The organism is Rhizobium sp. 1399, assembly GCF_031455475.1.
Taxonomy (GTDB): Bacteria; Pseudomonadota; Alphaproteobacteria; order Rhizobiales; family Rhizobiaceae; genus Rhizobium.
This window is the reverse complement of sequence record NZ_JAVDSU010000002.1, coordinates 839,615-857,779: the sequence shown is the minus strand read 5'-3', so window position 1 is coordinate 857,779 and position 18,165 is coordinate 839,615. Positions and strand designations below refer to the sequence as shown.

General features: G+C 61.1%; 16 protein-coding genes. 6 read left to right on the top strand and 10 right to left on the bottom strand.

Annotated features, from left to right (window positions below; translation table 11 throughout):
* The first annotated feature begins 24 nt into the window (after nt 1-24).
* From J2X71_RS10055 to J2X71_RS10040, 4 genes are read left to right on the top strand one after another with little or no spacing between them, the layout of a single operon-like run.
* Nucleotides 25-1,032, top strand: coding sequence for an ABC transporter permease (locus J2X71_RS10055; protein ID WP_310381797.1), 1,008 nt, complete (start codon nt 25-27; stop codon nt 1,030-1,032).
* A complete protein-coding gene (locus tag J2X71_RS10050; protein ID WP_113325142.1) occupies nt 1,029-1,856 on the top strand; it encodes an ABC transporter permease in 828 nt (275 codons plus the stop codon). Before J2X71_RS10055 ends, J2X71_RS10050 begins: the two co-directional genes overlap by 4 nt.
* Nucleotides 1,849-3,480 carry an ABC transporter ATP-binding protein gene (locus tag J2X71_RS10045; RefSeq protein ID WP_310381793.1) on the top strand — a complete coding sequence of 544 codons (1,632 nt, stop codon included), beginning with the start codon at nt 1,849-1,851 and terminating at the stop codon, nt 3,478-3,480. Before J2X71_RS10050 ends, J2X71_RS10045 begins: the two co-directional genes overlap by 8 nt.
* A 57-nt stretch (nt 3,481-3,537) precedes the next feature.
* Entirely contained in the window at nt 3,538-5,541 is a 2,004-nt protein-coding gene (locus J2X71_RS10040; RefSeq protein ID WP_310381791.1) for a CocE/NonD family hydrolase, read from the top strand.
* Nucleotides 5,542-5,544: 3 nt separating this feature from the next.
* On the opposite strand, the gene J2X71_RS10035 is transcribed toward J2X71_RS10040, so the two are convergent.
* Nucleotides 5,545-6,459: an alpha/beta hydrolase gene (locus J2X71_RS10035; protein WP_310381789.1), complete on the bottom strand. Its 915-nt coding sequence runs from the start codon at nt 6,457-6,459 to the stop codon at nt 5,545-5,547.
* Between the two features lie 409 nt (nt 6,460-6,868).
* Between J2X71_RS10035 and betC the strand changes: the two genes are divergently transcribed.
* Nucleotides 6,869-8,383, top strand: a complete 1,515-nt coding sequence (gene betC / locus J2X71_RS10030; protein WP_310381787.1) for a choline-sulfatase — start codon at nt 6,869-6,871, stop codon at nt 8,381-8,383.
* Between the two features lie 172 nt (nt 8,384-8,555).
* Here betC and J2X71_RS10025 read toward each other — a convergent pair whose 3' ends face one another.
* Genes J2X71_RS10025 through J2X71_RS10015 form a run of 3 tightly spaced genes read right to left on the bottom strand, consistent with a single transcriptional unit; the run spans nt 8,556 to nt 11,307 of the window.
* Nucleotides 8,556-9,806, bottom strand: coding sequence for a Zn-dependent hydrolase (locus tag J2X71_RS10025; RefSeq protein ID WP_310381785.1), 1,251 nt, complete (start codon nt 9,804-9,806; stop codon nt 8,556-8,558).
* 11 nt (nt 9,807-9,817) lie between these two features.
* Entirely contained in the window at nt 9,818-10,459 is a 642-nt protein-coding gene (locus tag J2X71_RS10020; protein WP_310381783.1) for a TenA family protein, read from the bottom strand.
* Between the two features lie 5 nt (nt 10,460-10,464).
* Nucleotides 10,465-11,307: a BtpA/SgcQ family protein gene (locus J2X71_RS10015; protein ID WP_310381781.1), complete on the bottom strand. Its 843-nt coding sequence runs from the start codon at nt 11,305-11,307 to the stop codon at nt 10,465-10,467.
* 26 nt (nt 11,308-11,333) lie between these two features.
* On the opposite strand from J2X71_RS10015, the gene J2X71_RS10010 reads away from it, so the two are divergent.
* Nucleotides 11,334-12,236, top strand: a complete 903-nt coding sequence (locus tag J2X71_RS10010; protein ID WP_310381779.1) for a PfkB family carbohydrate kinase — start codon at nt 11,334-11,336, stop codon at nt 12,234-12,236.
* A gap of 3 nt (nt 12,237-12,239) precedes the next feature.
* Here the strand turns inward: J2X71_RS10010 and J2X71_RS10005 are convergent, their stop codons facing one another.
* From J2X71_RS10005 to J2X71_RS09980, 6 genes are read right to left on the bottom strand one after another with little or no spacing between them, the layout of a single operon-like run.
* Complete coding sequence (locus J2X71_RS10005) at nt 12,240-13,010, bottom strand: glutamine amidotransferase (RefSeq protein ID WP_310381777.1); 771 nt, start codon at nt 13,008-13,010, stop codon at nt 12,240-12,242.
* A 27-nt stretch (nt 13,011-13,037) separates the two neighbouring features.
* Nucleotides 13,038-14,108 carry a phosphotriesterase-related protein gene (locus tag J2X71_RS10000; protein WP_310381775.1) on the bottom strand — a complete coding sequence of 357 codons (1,071 nt, stop codon included), beginning with the start codon at nt 14,106-14,108 and terminating at the stop codon, nt 13,038-13,040.
* Nucleotides 14,108-15,112 (bottom strand): ABC transporter permease, encoded by a 1,005-nt coding sequence (locus tag J2X71_RS09995; RefSeq protein ID WP_310381772.1) that lies wholly within the window; start codon nt 15,110-15,112, stop codon nt 14,108-14,110. Before J2X71_RS09995 ends, J2X71_RS10000 begins: the two co-directional genes overlap by 1 nt.
* The gene (locus tag J2X71_RS09990) at nt 15,109-15,918 is read right to left on the bottom strand and encodes an ATP-binding cassette domain-containing protein (protein WP_405049695.1); all 810 of its coding nucleotides are present in this window, start codon (nt 15,916-15,918) and stop codon (nt 15,109-15,111) included. The genes J2X71_RS09995 and J2X71_RS09990 overlap by 4 nt, the downstream gene beginning before the upstream one ends.
* Nucleotides 15,915-16,865, bottom strand: a complete 951-nt coding sequence (locus J2X71_RS09985; protein ID WP_310381770.1) for a substrate-binding domain-containing protein — start codon at nt 16,863-16,865, stop codon at nt 15,915-15,917. Before J2X71_RS09985 ends, J2X71_RS09990 begins: the two co-directional genes overlap by 4 nt.
* The gene (locus tag J2X71_RS09980) at nt 16,862-17,923 is read right to left on the bottom strand and encodes a LacI family DNA-binding transcriptional regulator (protein WP_310381768.1); all 1,062 of its coding nucleotides are present in this window, start codon (nt 17,921-17,923) and stop codon (nt 16,862-16,864) included. The genes J2X71_RS09985 and J2X71_RS09980 overlap by 4 nt, the downstream gene beginning before the upstream one ends.
* Between the last annotated feature and the right edge of the window lie 242 nt (nt 17,924-18,165).

Genomic DNA, 18,165 nt, shown 5'->3' with positions numbered 1-18,165 from the left:
ACGTTTTAGCGCGAGGTCCTCGCCATGACCAATCCTGCCTCAAGCAATATCTTGCCCGGCCTCAGGTTCCGGCAGCGTTTTCCGCTGCTTGCCCTCATCCTCGAGCGCTTCGTGCTCAGCCTCCTGCTGCTTTTTGCCGTTTCCATCCTCATCTTCGGCGGCCTGGAAGCCCTGCCCGGCGATTTTGCTACCACCTATCTCGGCCAGTCGGCGACGCCGCAGGCCGTTGCCAATATTCGTCAAGATCTCGGATTGAACCGCCCGGTCACGACGCGTTATGCCGAATGGCTCGGCAACGCCATTCAGGGTGATTTCGGCACCTCCTGGGCCAGCAAGAATTCGGTGAGCGAACAGATCGGCAAACGCCTCGGCAATTCGCTTTTTCTGGCTGGTTTCGCAGCGGTGATATCCGTGCCGCTCGCCATCGGCCTCGGCATGCTGTCGGTGCACTTCCGCAACCGCCTGCCTGACAAGATCATCAACGTCATCTCGCTTGCGGCGATCTCGCTCCCGGAATTCTTCATCGGCTACCTGCTGATCCTGTTCTTCGCGGTGAAGTTCGGCATGGCCACATTTCCGGCGACCGTCTACGACAGCATGGGCTTCGTCGAGCGATTGAAGGCGATCGCGCTGCCGACGGCGACCCTCGTGCTCGTCGTGCTCGCGCACATGATGCGCATGACGCGGGCTGCGATCCTCTCCGTCATGTCCTCGGCCTATATGGAAACCGCTGAGCTGAAGGGCCTTAGCGCCTTCCGCGCGATCGTCAAACACGCCGCCCCCAATGCGCTCGCGCCGATTATCAACGTCGTCGCATTGAACCTCGCCTATCTCGTCGTCGGCGTCGTCGTTGTCGAAGTCGTCTTCGTCTATCCCGGCATGGGGCAATACATGGTCGATGCCGTGACCGTGCGCGACATGCCGGTCGTGCAGGCCTGCGGCCTTATCTTTGCCGCCGTCTACATCTTCCTCAACATGCTGGCCGATATCCTCGCGATCATCGCCAATCCCAGGCTGAGGCATCCAAGATGAGATTGCGAGATATCCCCATCACCGCCTGGATCGGCATGTTTGGCATCGCCGTCGCCTTCATCTTCGCGATCTTCGCACCCTGGATCGCGCCCTATGGCGAGACGCAGGTCGTCGGCGACGTCTGGCAGTTGCCTGATGATCAATATATCTTCGGTCTCGATAATCTCGGCCGCGACATTCTCTCGCGCCTGATCTACGGCGCGCGCACGACGCTGCTGGTCTCATCCGCCGCCACCGTCATCTCCTTCTCGCTCGGCGTCATCTTAAGCTTCACCGCCGCCGTCTCGCGCGGCCTCATCGACACCGTCCTCTCACGCTTCAACGATCTAATGATGTCGATCCCGACGCTGATCTTCGCGCTCGTGGTTCTTGCGGTGCTGCCGCAAAACCTCATCGTTCTGATCCTCGTCATGGCTATCCTCGATTCCACCCGCGTCTATCGTCTCGGCCGCGCCGTCGCACTCGATGTCGCGGTGATGGAATTCGTCGAGGCAGCGAAACTTCGCGGCGAAGGCAAGCTCTGGATCATCTTCCGCGAGATCCTGCCGAACACGCTGTCGCCGCTGCTTGCCGAATTCGGGCTGCGTTTCGCCTTCTCGATCCTGTTCCTCTCGACATTGTCCTTCCTCGGCCTCGGAATTCAACCGCCCGCGGCCGATTGGGGCGGCATGGTCAAGGACAACAAGGACGGCATCATCTTCGGCATTTCCGCAGCGCTGGTGCCGGGCACGGCGATCGCCGTGCTTGCCGTCTGTGTCAACCTCGTCGTCGACTGGCTCTTAAAACGCACATCCAGCCTCAAGGGAGGGCGCGGCGATGCCTGAGCTTCTTTCCGTTCGCAATCTGAAGATCGAAGCCACCAGCTATCCGCCGGGCGAACCGCCCAGGCGGGTGACGATCGTCGATGGGGTTTCCTTCGACCTGCAGAGGGGCAAGGTTCTCGGCCTTATCGGGGAATCGGGTGCCGGCAAGTCGACGATCGGCCTTTCCGCACTCGCCTATGGCCGGGGTGGAGCCGAAATCACCGGCGGCGAGGTGCTGCTCGACGGCGACAATATCCTGGCGCTCGGCAAGAACGGCATCCGTCAAATCCGCGGCGCGCGGGTCTGCTACGTCGCGCAATCTGCGGCCGCTGCCTTCAATCCTGCGCATCGGCTCGGCGATCAGGTGGTCGAAGCTTCGATCAAACATGGATTGATGAGTAAGGACGAGGCGCGCAAGCGCGCGCTTTATCTGTTCGGCGTTCTCGGCCTGCCCAATCCCGAAAGCTTCGGCGAGCGCTTTCCCCACCAGGTCTCGGGCGGCCAGCTGCAGCGCGCCATGACGGCGATGGCGCTCTGCCCCAACCCCGAACTGATCGTCTTCGACGAACCGACCACGGCACTTGACGTCACCACCCAGATCGACGTCTTGGCAGCGATCAAGCACGCCATCGAGGAGACCCATACCGCGGCTCTCTACATCACCCACGACCTTGCGGTCGTCGCCCAGATCTCCGACGACATCATGGTGCTGCGCCATGGTCGGACGGTGGAATATGGTAGCGTCCGGCAGATCATCGAAGAGCCACGGGAGGATTATACCCGCGCCCTCGTCAATGTACGGCAGAGCTTGCGACAGGAAGCAACCGACCAGTCCGACACTTTATTGAAAGTCGAAAACGTCAGTGCGGAATATTCCAATGGCTTCAAGGTCCTGAACGATGTCAGCCTCCATCTACCGAAGGGACAGACACTAGCGATCGTCGGTGAATCGGGCTCGGGAAAATCGACGCTCGCCCGCGTCATCACCGGGCTCTTGGCGCCCAGCGCCGGGACGATCTCCTTTGCCGGCAAGCCGTTGACCGCCGAGGTCAGGCATCGTTCGCGCGACGATCTGCGCCGTATCCAGCTCATCTATCAGATGGCCGACACGGCGATGAACCCGCGCCAGACCGTGCGCGACGTCATCGGTCGACCGCTGACCTTCTACTACGGCCTCAGGGGAGCTGCGAAGACGGGCCGCGTGAAGGAACTGCTCGACCAGATCGAGATGGGCAACGGCTTCCTGAACCGCTACCCGGCAGAGCTCTCGGGCGGCCAGAAGCAGCGCGTCGCCATCGCCCGCGCGCTTGCGGCCAAGCCGGAACTCATCCTCTGCGACGAGCCGACCTCGGCACTCGACCCGCTGGTTGCCGAAGGCATTCTGAAACTGCTGCTGAAGCTGCAGGAAGAGGAACATCTCTCCTACGTCTTCATCACCCATGATATCGCTATCGTGCGCGCCATCGCCGACAGCGTCGCGGTGATGCATCGCGGCAACCTCGTCCGCTTCGGTCCCAAATCCCAAGCGCTATCGCCGCCCTTCGACGATTACACCGACCTGCTGCTGAAATCCGTCCCGGAAATGGAGATCGGCTGGCTGGAAAAAGTGTTGACCACCCGCCGGATGGAGAGTGCCGGAAACTGAACCGTCACGGCCGCCAGTCGCGTTCGGCCGCCTGAAAGATTGCTTCCAAGGAGAACCATGACCGAGCACAGCTTCACCACCATCGAAAACCAGTGGATCACGCTCGGCGACGGGACGCGCCTTGCCGCGCGCATCTGGATGCCCGACGGTGCGGACGCCGATCCGGTGCCGGCCGTCTTCGAATTCCTGCCCTATCGCAAGCGCGATGGAACGAGCCTGCGCGATGAGTCGACCTATCCGGTCTTTGCCGCCGCCGGCATTGCCGGTGTGCGTGTCGACATCCGCGGCTCGGGCGAATCCGAAGGCGTGATCGATGGCGAATATACCGAGCTTGAGCTTGCAAATGCCTGCGAACTGATCGCGTGGATCGCAGCGCAACCCTGGTCGAATGGCTCGGTCGGCATGATGGGCATTTCCTGGGGCGGGTTCAACAGCCTGCAGGTCGCAGCCCTTCGACCCCCGGCATTGAAGGCCGTCATCTCGATCGCCTCGACCGTCGACCGCTACAATGACGACATCCATTACAAGAACGGCTGTCACCTTTCCGCACAGCTCTCTTGGGCGGCGACCATGCTCGGCTACCAGTCTCGCTCGCCCGATCCTGCCATCGTCGGTGATCGCTGGAAGGACATGTGGCTGGAGCGGCTGGAAAACGAGCCCTTCTTCATGGAGGAGTGGCTTAGCCACCAGCGACGCGACGCGTTCTGGAAACACGGTTCGATCTGTGAGGATTTCTCAGGCGTGGAGATCCCGGCGCTGGTGATTGCCGGCTGGGCCGACGGCTATCGCAATACGCCGCTGAAGGCGATCGCGGGGCTTGGGGCGGGAGCCAAGGCGCTGATTGGTCCCTGGGTTCACAAATATCCGCATTTCGCCTTTCCAAAGCCGCGCGCCGATTTCCATGGCGAAGCGATCGCCTGGTGGAACCGCTGGCTGCGCGGCGAAGAGAACGGTGCGGAAAACACGCCGCAGCTTCGCGCCTATATTCTCGATGCCGTGCGCCCTGCCACGCGCCGCGATGCCGATCCCGGTTTCTGGGCCGCCGTAGACATATGGCGCGCACCGGCAATGCAATTCTTCCACGTCGGTTCGTCGGGCCGGATCGAGGAAGGTAAGGCCGAGCCGCAGGCATTGGCGCACGAGGTCTATCTGCGCTCGCCGCTCGATACAGGAACAGCATCGGGGGAATATTTCACGCTGAAACCGGATGCCGAAATGGCCATCGACCAGCGCGGGGACGATGCCGGCTCGCTCACATTCGAGACCGCGCCACTTGCCGAAGATCACGACTATCTCGGCCAGCCTGTTGTTACCCTGGCGCTACGCTGTGAGGAGAGGACCGCAAATCTCTGCGTGCGGCTCGTCGACGTGCATGAGGATGGGACTGCGACACGCGTTTCCTTCGGCGTTCTCAATCTTGCTCATCGTGACGGCAATGCCGAGCCCAAACCCGTGAAGAGCGGAGAGCGGACGTCGGTGCGCCTGCTGCTCGATGCCTGCGGCTATCGCTTTCGCGCTGGCCATCGCATTCGCCTTTCGCTTTCGACGGCCTACTGGCCGATGATCCTGCCGCCGCCGACTGATCCCGGCCTTGTCATCGATACAGCCGCAATCGAACTTGCCCTGCCGATACTTACCGATCATCGCCTCATCGCCGTGAACGAGCCGGATAATCCCGATCCACTGCCGAAATATATCGAGCATGCGCCGGCGGAAACCAAAAGACAGGTCATCAGGGAGCTTTCCGCCAATCGAACAGAATACCGCATTCACGAAGATACCGGCCTTTTCGAGCATCCCGACACCGGGCTCAGCACGCGCCAGGTGCGGGATGAGACATGGTCGATTTCGCCGGATGACCCGCTCTCGATGACGGGGCAATCTACCTGGACCTGCGACATGCAGCGTCCCGGCTGGTCCGTGACGACGGTTGCGACCGCATCGATCGGTTGCACGGCAACGCACTGGATCATCGCCGCCACGGTCATCGCCCATGAAGGCGGAATAAAAATCTTTGAGAAGGATTTTGGCGAGACGGCAATCGCTCGCGATCTGATGTAACCGTCAGCGCGATGCGAAGAGCCGTGCCGCCTCGCATACCGCCTTGAAGCCGGCCCGGGCACCCTCGCTCATATGGCGGGCACGTAGCCACGCATGCACCATCTGCGGTTCCTCGCGGAACCAGACTTCCACGCCGGCCTCCGCAAGCAGGACAGCGTAGGTGCGCCCGTCGTCTCGCAAGGGATCGAACCGCGCGACCGTGATGAAGGCGGGTGCAAGCCCCTCGACCGAACCCGCATGAAGCGGCGCGGCCACAGGGTGGCGCGACGGAGCCTGCAGGACGTCGCGATAATAAGCGACATCAGCCGTGGTCAGGCCAGGTGCATTTGCCATTTCCACATAGGAACCCTTCTGCAGGTCGCCGCCCAACGCCGGATAGACGAGAACCTGACCGGCAACACCGGGTAGCGCCTCGTCCAGCGCCCTGATCGCAAGCCCCGCCGCCAGATTGGCGCCGGCGCTATCGCCGATGATGACGACCTTGCTGCCAACGGACGACAGCAGGTGTTTCAAGATGAGGAAACAATCCTCACTTTGCGCCGGCCAGCGGTACTCGGGTGCCAGCCGGTAATCGACGGAAACGAGTTCAGCGCCGGCAAAATCGGCGATTTCAGCACAGATCGAGTGATGGCTTTCGAGCGAGCCGACAACGAAGCCGCCGCCGTGAAGATAAAGGAGAACAGTTGATGTCGTGATTGTCCGCGGCCGATATCGGCGGATCGGTATACGCAGCACCATGCCATCGGCATAGACCAGCCCCTGCGGCAGAAGGTGGTCAAACCGCGCGCAGAGTGCATCATACCATTGCCGTTGCTGCTGGATTGATGCTTCGACCGCGTCCGGTGGATAAAAGCCTTCGCAAATCTCCAGAAATTCCAGAATGCCCTCTTCGGTGGGCATCGGTCGGGCGATCGACATGAAGATCCTTCCGCGTGCTCGCAAGATGCTGTCGAGGCGATGGCCCGCCAGGCAATACTGCATCATGCACGCGCTGTGTGGCGACGCCTGTCTTGCCGCGACCCTTGGTGTCGCCGGTAGGTCCGTCGCTGGAAAACAGACCCCCCGCGCTTGTCCGGAACAACCGATGTCGGCGAGGCGATAGTGCGCAGTCACGCAGTCGGCTATCGTCGATGTGTCAATTGCGACCCACGCCGCCAAGAGGATCACTCATGCGACGACCAGCGCCGCTTCTGAAGAGGATAATGGATCCGATCGGCACTCGCCCCGCCGACAAGACGGTTCCGTCAGGCGTTCGCCAACTGGTGGTGGACACATCCGTAAGCCCTTCCGCCTAATAGCCATCGAACACGAACAGCAGCGACATATCATGGCCCGTCCCAATATTCTCATCATCATGGTCGACCAACTGAACGGCACGCTGTTTCCGGACGGGCCGGCCGACTTCCTGCATGCGCCGCATCTCAAGGCACTCGCGGCATGTTCGGTCCGCTTTGCCAATAGCTATACGGCAAGCCCCCTGTGTGCTCCGGCGCGCGCCTCCTTCATGTCGGGCCAGCTGCCGAGCCGGACGCGCGTCTACGACAATGCGGCCGAATTTGCCTCGGATATTCCGACCTATGCGCACCATCTCAGGTCCGCCGGCTATCACACCAGCCTGTCGGGCAAGATGCATTTCGTCGGCCCTGACCAGCTGCACGGCTTCGAGGAGCGCCTGACGACCGATATCTACCCGGCCGATTTCGGCTGGACGCCCGATTACCGCAAGCCTGGAGAGCGGATCGACTGGTGGTATCACAATCTCGGCTCGGTCACCGGCGCGGGGGTCGCCGAGATCACCAATCAGCTCGAATATGACGACGAGGTCGCCTACAACGCCACCCGCAAGCTCTACGACCTGTCACGCCGGCAGGACGAGCGTCCCTGGTGCCTGACCGTTAGTTTCACCCATCCTCACGATCCCTATGTCGCCAGGCGCAAATTCTGGGATCTCTACGAGGACTGCCCGGCCCTTGAGCCGACTGTTCCGGCACTGCCTTTCGACGAGATGGATCCGCATTCGCAGCGTCTGCTCGAAGCCTGCGACTATACGGCCTTCGATATTACAGCAGAGCAGATCCGCCGGGCAAGGCGCGGCTATTTCGCCAACATCTCCTATATCGACGAGAAAGTCGGGGAAATCCTCGAGGTGCTGGAGCGGGGGCGGATGCGCGACAATACCGTCATCCTGTTCGTCTCGGACCATGGGGACATGCTCGGCGAGCGCGGCCTATGGTTCAAGATGTGCTTCTTCGACGGGTCTGCGCGCGTGCCGCTGATGATATCGGCACCCAACTGGCAACCCGCCTTGATCGATCAGCCGGTCTCCACTCTTGACGTCACACCGACGCTCGCATGCCTTGCCGGCCTGGATATTTCGGCGATTGCCAAATGGACGGATGGCGAAGATTTGGCACAGCTGTTGAATGGCGCGAAAGCCCGCGGTCCGGTTTTGATGGAATATGCCGCAGAAGGATCGATCGCACCGCTGGTGGGCATTCGCGCCGGGCGCTTCAAACTGACGGTTTGCGAGAAGGACCCACACCTGCTGTTCGACCTTCAGGCCGATCCCTATGAGCTTGTCAATCTGGCCGCAGATCCGGCCTATGCGAACACATTGGACACGCTTCTCGATCAGGCGAAGTTACGTTGGGACCTTGCAGCTTTCGATGAAGCGGTTCGAGAAAGTCAGGCTCGGCGCTGGGTCGTCTATCCGGCCTTGCGCGAGGGAGCCTACTATCCCTGGGATTATCAACCCCTGCAGAAAGCAGCCGAGCGATATATGCGCAATCATATGGATCTGAACGTGCTGGAGGAAAACCAGCGGTTTCCTCGGGGCGAATGACGCTCAGGCACACCATTGGGCGCCACGTGTGTCCGCCGGCCCGACCACCCGCACTTTCTTGATACATCCGCTTGCGGGCTGATCCGCACCTTCCTCAAACGCGCAACCATCTCTGCGACGGGCCATCTTTCAATGCGGCGTTTGTCGCCATCAATCCCGATCCAAAGCCTGCTCAAACCTCGGTTTCCAGGATTTCGATCGTCGACAGCAGCAGCATGCGCGCGCCCGAGACAACATGATGCGGCGCCGCATATTCGGCTTCATTATGGCTGAGGCCATCGCGACAAGGCACGAAGATCATTGCCGCGGGCGCGACCCGGTTGACGAACAGCGCATCGTGGAAGGCACCTGACAACATTCTCCTGGTTGCCAGTCCGCCTTTCACCGCGGCCCTGTCCAATGCATCCAACACCTTTTGAGGAAAGTTGGCCGGCGGCATATTGAAGGTCTGCCTGAGCGCAACCTGGCAACGTTCTGCTTGGGCACGATCGCTGAAGACCTGCTCGATGGCCGCGCTGAGCCGCTCGATCTCTGATGGATCCGGGTGACGGATGTCGATAGTGCATCGCGCCGTCTGCGGGATAGCGTTGACGGCACCGGGTTCCACGGCGATACGTCCGACGGTAAATCGAGCACGGTCGTCCTGAGGCATGATACCGGCGTAAAGTCCATCGAGGGCCGCGATCATCGCGCGAAGCGGATCTCGACGATAGTTGAGCGCGGTGGTCCCAGCATGGGCGGTCTGGCCAGAGACTGTCACTTCCAGCCACCGCGTCCCCTGAATGCCGGTGACGATACCGATAGGAATATCCTCTTTCTCCAGAGAAGGTCCCTGCTCTATATGCACTTCGAGATACGCGTAAGCAGGAAAGCCGAGAGCGCGCATAGCGGCCTGCGGAAGACTGGCAACGGTTGCCCTCAACTCGTCGTCAAACCGTACGCCATCGGTTGCGATGAGGTTGGACCATGCAAGCGGAATTTCGCCTGCGGAGAAGGCTGACGACCCCATGCAGCCGGGTGCGAAGCGGCATCCCTCCTCGTTGGTCCAGGCAACCACCTCGATCGGCCTTCCGGTTTCAACGCCCGCATCCTCAAGACTTTCCAGGACCTCGAAGGCCGACAGCGTTCCGAGCGCACCATCAAAGCGGCCTCCAGACGGCTGGCTATCGAGGTGGCTGCCGATCAGAAGCGGCGTCGCCGCCTCGTCCCTGCCCGGGCGGCGGATGAAGAGATTGGCGGCGGGATCCTGGAACACGCCGAAACCGCGCGCCTCTGCTAACTCTGCCAGCAGCAGCCGGGCCTTTCGATCCAGCTCCGTCAAAGCCTGGCGATTGACGCCGCCGCCCGCGGTCGCGCCGATCTCGGCAAACCGATCCAGGCGTTCCTGCAGACGTGCTTCATTGATAACGGGATTGCCAGTCATTGCGCGGGCTCTCAGGAATAGGCTGCTTCGTGGAAGTCGATCTCAAGGCGTTGGGCCCGGCCGAAAATGGCGCTCAATCGCTTGCGTTCGGCAAGATCCATCGTCTCGCCAGCCTCGTCCAGCACCGCCTTCAGCCAGCGCGCCTGCGCTTCGAATTCCGGTTCGGCATGAAGCTTGACCCATTCCTTGAGAAGTGGATCGCTGATGGCCGCTCTGTCGGCCTCGGTCGACCAGGTCCAGTACATCCATTCGGCGGCAAACATGGCGGCGATCGTATCGAGGAAACCGCCGTCACGGGCAATCGCCAGCATTCCCTCTCGGAACGCAGCGACATCGGCTCGGCCGGTGTCATAGCTGGCGGGGTCGATGGCGCGAGCTGCGAAGGTCTTCTCGAAATAGGCAATCTGCTGGTTTGCCAGCGCGTCCAGGACGCCGATCAACCAGCGCTTCTCCTTGATGGTCCCGGCCTTTGCAGTGGCATAGGAGAAGATCGCAATTGCCGTATCGACGAAGGCACCCTCGAAGACGAGATATCGTTCGAAGGCCTCATTCGGGAGACGGTCAGCCTTGATGTCTTCGACAAAGCGGTGGCGGACCATGGCTTCAAAGACGTCGCGGTTCTCGTCGAGCATCTGTTCGGAGAGAGATACCATGATCGTCACGACTCCAGACCGGGTTTTGCGGCTTCGACGAAGGCTGCGACACGGGCCGGCTCCACAGGGTTCCACCAGACGCCACCCTCCTTCAGCGAAGAAGCGACGATGACACCGTTGGTGCGCTTGAGGATCTCGACGATATTATCCTTGGTCACGCCCGAGCCGACGAGCAATGGAAGATGGGTTGCAGCACCGATTTCCTCGATCTCCTCCATCGTTGCACTATTGCCCGTTCGCTGGCCCGTAGCGATCACCACATCCGCATCGAAAAAGGCCAAATCGCGAGTCAGTTCATCGATCGTCCGGTCGGCGGTGATGGCGTGTGCCCCATGCTTGACGTGGCTGTCGGCAAACACCTTGATATGTTCGGCACGCAGCAGCGAGCGATAGCGCATGGCCTCGGCAGCGCGGCCCTCCATGAAGCCCTCATTGGCGACATAGGCGTTCGCCCACTGGTTGACGCGGATGAAGCGTGCGCCGCCGGCGGCCGCGATCGCGAAAGCGGGGATCGGCGCATTGGCAAGCACATTGATGCCGAGCGGTACGCCGACAGCACGAGAGATGCGGTCGGTTACGACAGACATGAAGGCTGCGGTTTCGTGGCCGATATCCTCCGGCTTGGAGAAGGGGATGTCGCCGTGATTTTCGACGATCAATCCATGAATGCCGCCTTTGACAAGCGCCTCGGCATCGCGCATGCAGGTGTCGTAGATGGAATCCATTGCCGCGTTGCGGTAGCGTGGAGCACCCGGGAAGGGCGGGCAATGGATCATGCCGATCAGCGCCTTGTCAGTGCCGAATATTTCCCGTATGGCGCTTGTGGCCTTATCCGATACCTGCTGCATTTTTCTTTCCCTTCTGAAAGCCCGCCATGCGTGCCTATGTCATCGGTAACGTCGCCATCGACGAAACCATTTCTGTAATGTCCATGCCCGAAGCGGGTGCCTCGATCCTCGGTCGGGAGGAAACCCGCGACCTCGGCGGCAAGGGCGCCAATCAGGCCGTCGTAATGGGCCGCACCGGCCTTCCCACGACGCTAGTCACAGCCGTCGGCGAGGATTTTCGCGCCCAGACGATCCGCGACCAGCTTGCTGGTGAAGCGCTGGACGCCCGATTGTTAGGCAGCCCTCACCGCTCCAGCGATTTCTCCATCATCTTCACGACGCCCGATGGCGAAAACGCCATCGTCACGACGACGGACTCGGCCGAGGCACTGACCCTGTCCGAGGCGCTTGCCCCGCTCGGCGATGCGGTCGGCGGCGACCTCGTCGTGCTGCAGGGCAACCTCAGCGAAGACGTGACCCGCGGCATTCTGGCCGAAGCCAGACGCCGCGGTCTGACGACCGCCTTCAACCCATCGCCGCTCAGGCCCTATTTCGCCGAGCTCTGGCCGTTCATCGACATCGCCTTTCTCAACAGGGGCGAGGCCGAAAGCCTGACCGGATCATCCGGCGAGGCCGCGATCCACCGCCTCGCCGAAGCCGGGGTGGCGCAGACCGTGCTCACCCTCGGCGGCAGCGGGGCAATCCTTGCCAGAGGCAATCAGGTGCTGGCAACCGTTCCTGCCCGTGTCACAGAGGTCGTCGATACGACCGGTGCCGGCGACACATTCATGGCCGTCGCCCTCGCCTCTGCCGCGCTCAGATCGACCACGCTCGACACCAAAGCCATTCATCATGCGACTGCGGCGGCGGCCATTACCGTCAGCCGCCGCGGGACGCGTTCGGCCTTCCCGAGCAGGACCGAACTCGCCGGCATTCTCGCCGGCGAATGACGCCTACTTCGCCTCTGTCAACCACCCGAGGATATTCTTCCAGAGACGCCCGTAGCCTTCCCACTCGCAGAAGGCAGGCGAAAGCCAGTGCGGCCCAACATCCGAAGTCCAGGCGGCGGTTCTGCCTTTGCCGAAGCGGCCTGTGACCAGCAATGGATGGCCACCTTGCTCTTCCGGCAGGCGAGCGATGACTTCGACATCGTCGCGCTCGCGCACTTCTACCTCGTTGACGCCCAGAAGCAGAGGCCATTCACCTGACAGGCCGGCAACCGTGGCGTGATCGGACTTGACGAGGACCGGCGTCGTTCCCTCCGGAATTTCCACTCGGTCGTCATAGGGCAGACACGTGACCGGCAGGACATCCTCAACCGGCGTGCGGCGCCAGCGCGCCTTGCCGTCAATGCCCTGAAACGAGAAATAGCCGCCGACCATCAGCAGACCGCCGCCCTTTTCAACCCAAGCTTTGAGCAGCTTCAATCGGTTCGGAACCGTCTTCGAATGCAGCCAGACCGCCGGGGGAAGCAACAGGGAATTAGCGCCTATATCGGAAAGAATGATCGCATCGAAGGCGTCGAGCCCCGCCATATCGAAGGGGAATTTTTCGACCGCTTCATGGGCCGGCATGTAGGTCAGCTCGAATGCGCTGCCCTTGAGTGCCGCAACGAGCGGCTCGGCGCCGAGATGAAACGTGACGCTTCCGAACTGGTCGAAACCCTTGTAGTGCGTGGCGGAACTGACCCAGCTTTCGCCGACGAGAAGAACCTTCTTTGTCATGATGTTTCCATTTCTTTTATGTCACGGTCAGGCGCTGGCCTGAAAGACTGATTTCGGATTGGCGCGCATGAAGATATCGAGCGTCGCGTCATCGAGACCGTGACGCTTCAGGCGCGGCAGGAAGTGGCGCAGGATATAGGCATAGCCGTTGCCCCCGTAATGCTTGAGCATCATCTTCAGGAAGACGTCGTGGGAGAGCAGGAGGCGATCGGTATGCCCCATCTCGACGAGCTTGACGAGCGCGCGAGCCGCCTCCTCGTCGCTCGGGCATTGCACCTGCTGATCGGCGTAGAAGAAATCCATGCCGATCATGTCATATTCGAGAAACGCGCCGCGGGCGGCAAGCTCTGACTGATAGGTGAGATCGTCATGTGACGGGTTCATGTGGCAGAGCACGGTATGCCTGAGATCGCCGCCTTCGGAGGCGACGATATCGAGAACCTTGTGGCCCAGGCGGTACCAGCCGGGGAGATGGACCATCAAAGGCAGACCAGTGCGCACCTGCGCCTGGGCAGCACCGCGCAGGGACTTTTCCTCCTCGGCGGTGAAATCGGAGGACACGCCGATCTCGCCGATCAGGCCGATCTTCACGTCGGTACCATCCGCGCCGACGGTGGCTTCGGAGACGATCTCGTCGGCGATCCGGGAAGCAGACATGCCGGCGACCTTGGCCGGATGCGAGGAACCAAGATAGAACCCGGCACCCATGACGATGTTCAGTCCCGTCGCCCTGGAAATCCGCCGCAAGGCGAGAGGATCCCGGCCGATGCCCTGGCACGTTGGCTCGACGACCGTTCGACCGCCGAGGCCGGCGAAGTCCTGGAGTTCCGTCACGGCAAGCTGCTCATCGTCGAGGGTGATGTTGTGCTTGTTGACGAAAGGATCCTGCCTGAGTTCGCCGAGGATCTCCATGCAGACGAAACCTTCGGCAAGATATTGCCGCTCGGAGGTCTTCGGTGCATGCCACCAGCAGCGGCAATCGTTGAGAATATGCTCGTGCATCAATGTGACGCCGATCTCTGACGCCGGAACCGGCCCCGAGACCGTCATCACATTCCCGGATCGCACATGACCCGGCGAAAGCTCGTCCGTTGCCATCAGCTTTTCCTCCTGCCCGTCAGGCGGAAACTGGTGGTGAAGATGCGGGTGTTCAGCCAGATAGCAACGAGGATGATGGCGCCAGTGACGATCTGGGTGAAGAAGGGCGAGATATGCATCAGGATCAGCCCGTTGCCGATAACGGCGATGGTCATCGTGCCGAGCACCGTGCCGATCATCGTGCCGCGCCCGCCCATCAGGGAGGTGCCGCCAAGCACGACCGCGGCGATAACCTGCAGTTCGAAACCGACAGCGGCATTCGACGAGCCAGAGCCGAGACGGGCCGCGATCAAAAGACCGGCGAGCGCCGAGGCGACGCCCGATACGAGGTAAACCGAGGCGACGATCCATTTGGCCGGCATGCCGACGCGACGCGCCGCCTCCATGTTGGATCCCACCGCGATAATCTGCCGTCCATATTTGGTGACCGCCATGATGACGTAGCCGACGATTGCGACCAGGATTGCGATAAGTGCCGGAATGGGAAAGCCCGCCAGTTCGCCGCGCCCCAAGTAAAAGAAGCCAGGCTCGTTATTGATCGGAATGGAATAGCCCTGTGTCAGGTAGAGAGCCACGCCACGCAGGATGGAAAGCCCGGCAAGGGTGACGATGAAGGCTGGAATGTTCTGGTAGGCGATGAACCAGCCCTGCAGCAGACCAACGATGCCGCCGAAGGCGAGCATGCCGATCGAGACGATCGGCCAGGGTATGCCTGTCGCAAGAGTAATGGCAGCGACGGCGTTGATCAGGGCCAGCATCGAACCGACGGACAGATCGATCCCGCCGGTCACGATGACGAGGGTCATGGCGATGGCGACGACGAGGATGGGCGCCGCCTGGCGCACTATGTTCAGGATGTTGCCCGTCGTCATGAAGGTGGTGGTCGTCAGTGAAAAGAAGACGAGGCATGCCAGAAAGAAGAAGGCGATCGACAGGACCTGGGCATTCTCCCCCAGAAAATCCGCCATCGGTGAGCCCTTGGCGCGTTCGGTGTAGACGGTCAATGTCTTTCTCCCCCGACGATGAGCTTGACGAGATCCTCGAGATTGGTCTTGCCGATATCCCGCTCGGCAACCTTGGTGCCTTCGTACATGACGGCAATCCTGTCGCAGACACGGAACAGATCCTGCAGACGATGGGTAATGAGGACGACGGAAACACCCTTCGCCTTGACCCGATTGATCAGCGAGAGCACGGCTTCGACTTCGGCAACAGCAAGGGCCGATGTCGGTTCATCCATGATCAGAACCTTGGGCTGGAAGGAAGCGGCACGGGCGATTGCGATCGCCTGGCGCTGGCCGCCAGACAGCTTCTCGACCTTGGCGGAGAGACGCGGAATGCGGATTTCCAGCGCATCCAGCATCTTGCGCGCCTCGCTCATCATCTTCTGACGATCGAGGAACGGACCTCTGGTGAGTTCGCGCCCAAGAAACAGATTGCCGACGACATCGATATGGTCGCAGAGACTCAAATCCTGGAAGACCATTTCGATATGGCGGCCGCGGGCGTCCGCAGGTCCGGAGAGATGGACCTCCTCACCGTTCAGCGAAATCGTCCCCTCATCCGGCAGATAGGTTCCGGAGATGATTTTGGTAAGTGTTGACTTACCGGCTGCATTGTCGCCGACAAGCCCGAGGCACTCGCCGGGAAAGAGGTCGAGATCGACGCCACGCAGCGCCTGATGCGAGCCGAAAGTCTTGCGGATCCCGCGCAGTGAAACAGCAGGTGTCCGGACGGACGAGCCGGAGGAATGCGGGGAGGCTTGCGCCTCCCCGGCCCCGGCATAAACAGGCCGGTTGTCCGTCATCATTTGAAGACGGCCCGGTACGGCTCGACATTTTCCTTCGTCACGATCGTGATCGGAACGGAGATGCTCTTTTCAACGCTCTGACCTGCGGTCAGCTTGGCAAGAGCCTCGACCGCGGCTTTGCCTTCGCCAGCAGGATCCTGCTGGACGACAGCAACCACGTAGCCGTCGTCGAGACCCGAAATCGCCTGCGCGGTCAGATCCCATCCAAAGACCTTGATGCTGTCCTGCTTGCCCTGGCTCTGGACAGCGGCGATCGCGCCGAGGAGAGCCGGTTCACCGGTTGCATAGATCGCCGTCATGTCGGGATTGCCAGTAATCAGGTTTTCGGCAGCGGCAAGTGCATTGTCCTGGATATTCTGGCCGTCGACGACGCCAGCCGTCTCGATGCCGTCGCTCTTGACAGCGTCCTCAAAGCCCTTCTGGCGAACGTTCTGAATATAGGAGTTCAGGGCGCCGACCACGCCGAACTTGGCTTTGCCGCCCATGTTCTTCTTCACGTAGTCGAGGAAATAGGCGCCCATGTCTGCGCCGGCCTTGCCGTTGTCGACGCCGATCTGCGACTTCTGCGGACCATCCGGCAGGATCGCGTCAATGGCGACAACCGGAATGCCGGCATCCGAAGCCTGCTTGACGGCAGGCATGATGCCGTTGACGTCGATTGCGACGACGATCAGGCCATCGACCTTCTGCTGGATGTAGTTTTCGATGGCGCTGTTCTGTGCGGCCGCTTCATTGTTGGCGTTGAAGATGACGAGCTTGTCGCCGGCAGCATCCGCCGCCTTCTGGGCGCCTTCATTGATCTGATTGAAGAAAAGGGCCTGCTGGTTGATCTGCACCAGCGCATAGGTCTTGCCTGCAGCCTGAGCAAGTGAGGCTCCGAGCGTTGCACCGGCAAGCGCGGTAAAGGCAAGAGCGGCGGTAAACGCCCGACGTCTGATCTGTTTCATGTTCTCATCCTCTGGTTTTGTTCTCGTTGCTTATTATAGGTCGACGGCGGCGCAACGGAGTTCCGCACGACGATTTCGACTGGCACGAGTTCCTCGGTGGCGAGCGATTTGCTCTCCTGCCAGTTTGTTTCGAGAAGAAGGGATAGGGCACGCCTGCCAATGGCGCGCACCGGCTGTCGGATCGCGGTCACCGGCGGCGCAAAGAGGTGCAGCGGACTGACATCATCGAAGCCGATGATCGACAAGTCCTCGGGGATCGATATTCCTTTCTCCCTCAGGACTTCGATCATGCCGATGGCGATTTCGTCGGAGCTCGCGAAGATTGCGGTCGCCGGCATGCCTTCTTCCAGGAAGCGGCGCGCCATGTCCCGCCCGCAGGCGATCGTATATTCGCCGCTGTAGCGCCTGATCGAGGTATCGTCGCCGAAACGTTCCTGCAGGCCCTTGCGCAATCCGTTGAAGCGCCGTTGCGTGCTGATCATCGCATCAGGGCCGCCGACATAGAGCACATCGCGATGAGCGAACTCCGCCAGATGGCGTCCCGCGAGATGGCCGCCCTGAAAGTTGTCACAGAAGAGCTTCGGGACACTGGCAAGCGGAACGTCTTCGTCGACGACGATGACCTTGCCTGTTCGATTGATGAGAGCTGCGAGGTCTCCGTTGTCGGGATGGTTGGTGACGAAAACCAGGCCATCGACGTGATTGTGCTCGAGCAGCCGGAGATAGGCGACTTCACGGCCGGTCCGGTTGAGAGTGGCATAGAGCGAAACGGCAAGCCCCCGGTCGTTCGCCTCCTCTTCGACCGCCGCCACCATGGTCGCGAAGAATGGGTTGGCGATATCGGGCACGACCAGTCCGATCGTGTCGGAACGACCGCGGCTCAGCCGCCGCGCGTGAGGGTTCGGCTGGTACTTGAGGGAAGTGATAGCATTTTCGATACGCTGCTTGGTGAGGGCGGGCAGATCCAGCGAACCGTTCAGCATGCGTGAGACTGTCGTTACCGACACGCCCGCCGCTTTCGCGACATCCTTTAACCCCGGGGTTCGTCCTTGCGCCATTAGCTTTGTAAACCGCTTTAGTAAAACGCTTTACTTACCCTCCATCACAAGGGATTGCCTGTCAAGAGCCGTTGTCAGCTGCCGATAATTCGTTTTGAAAGGATGATTACGCTGCCCCGTGGAAATGCGCGCTTCGGTTTCGACTGCGCGCTGCGTCAGGCACGCGTTCGATCTGGGTCATCCCTGCGAACTGACAGGGAACTGCCGGCCGACCGACGAGTTGTTGTTCCGGAACGTTCGCC

Coding starts and splice junctions, on each gene's coding strand:
- J2X71_RS10005 (WP_310381777.1), bottom strand. CDS start 13,010: ATGACAAAGAAGGTTCTTCTCGTCGGCGAAAGCTGGGTCAGTTCCGCC.
- betC (WP_310381787.1), top strand. CDS start 6,869: ATGGCCCGTCCCAATATTCTCATCATCATGGTCGACCAACTGAACGGC.
- J2X71_RS10020 (WP_310381783.1), bottom strand. CDS start 10,459: ATGGTATCTCTCTCCGAACAGATGCTCGACGAGAACCGCGACGTCTTT.
- J2X71_RS10000 (WP_310381775.1), bottom strand. CDS start 14,108: ATGGCAACGGACGAGCTTTCGCCGGGTCATGTGCGATCCGGGAATGTG.
- J2X71_RS10040 (WP_310381791.1), top strand. CDS start 3,538: ATGACCGAGCACAGCTTCACCACCATCGAAAACCAGTGGATCACGCTC.
- J2X71_RS10015 (WP_310381781.1), bottom strand. CDS start 11,307: ATGCAGCAGGTATCGGATAAGGCCACAAGCGCCATACGGGAAATATTC.
- J2X71_RS10050 (WP_113325142.1), top strand. CDS start 1,029: ATGAGATTGCGAGATATCCCCATCACCGCCTGGATCGGCATGTTTGGC.
- J2X71_RS10010 (WP_310381779.1), top strand. CDS start 11,334: ATGCGTGCCTATGTCATCGGTAACGTCGCCATCGACGAAACCATTTCT.
- J2X71_RS10045 (WP_310381793.1), top strand. CDS start 1,849: ATGCCTGAGCTTCTTTCCGTTCGCAATCTGAAGATCGAAGCCACCAGC.
- J2X71_RS10025 (WP_310381785.1), bottom strand. CDS start 9,806: ATGACTGGCAATCCCGTTATCAATGAAGCACGTCTGCAGGAACGCCTG.
- J2X71_RS09985 (WP_310381770.1), bottom strand. CDS start 16,865: ATGAAACAGATCAGACGTCGGGCGTTTACCGCCGCTCTTGCCTTTACC.
- J2X71_RS10055 (WP_310381797.1), top strand. CDS start 25: ATGACCAATCCTGCCTCAAGCAATATCTTGCCCGGCCTCAGGTTCCGG.
- J2X71_RS09990 (WP_405049695.1), bottom strand. CDS start 15,918: ATGATGACGGACAACCGGCCTGTTTATGCCGGGGCCGGGGAGGCGCAA.
- J2X71_RS10035 (WP_310381789.1), bottom strand. CDS start 6,459: ATGTCGATCGCCCGACCGATGCCCACCGAAGAGGGCATTCTGGAATTT.
- J2X71_RS09980 (WP_310381768.1), bottom strand. CDS start 17,923: ATGGCGCAAGGACGAACCCCGGGGTTAAAGGATGTCGCGAAAGCGGCG.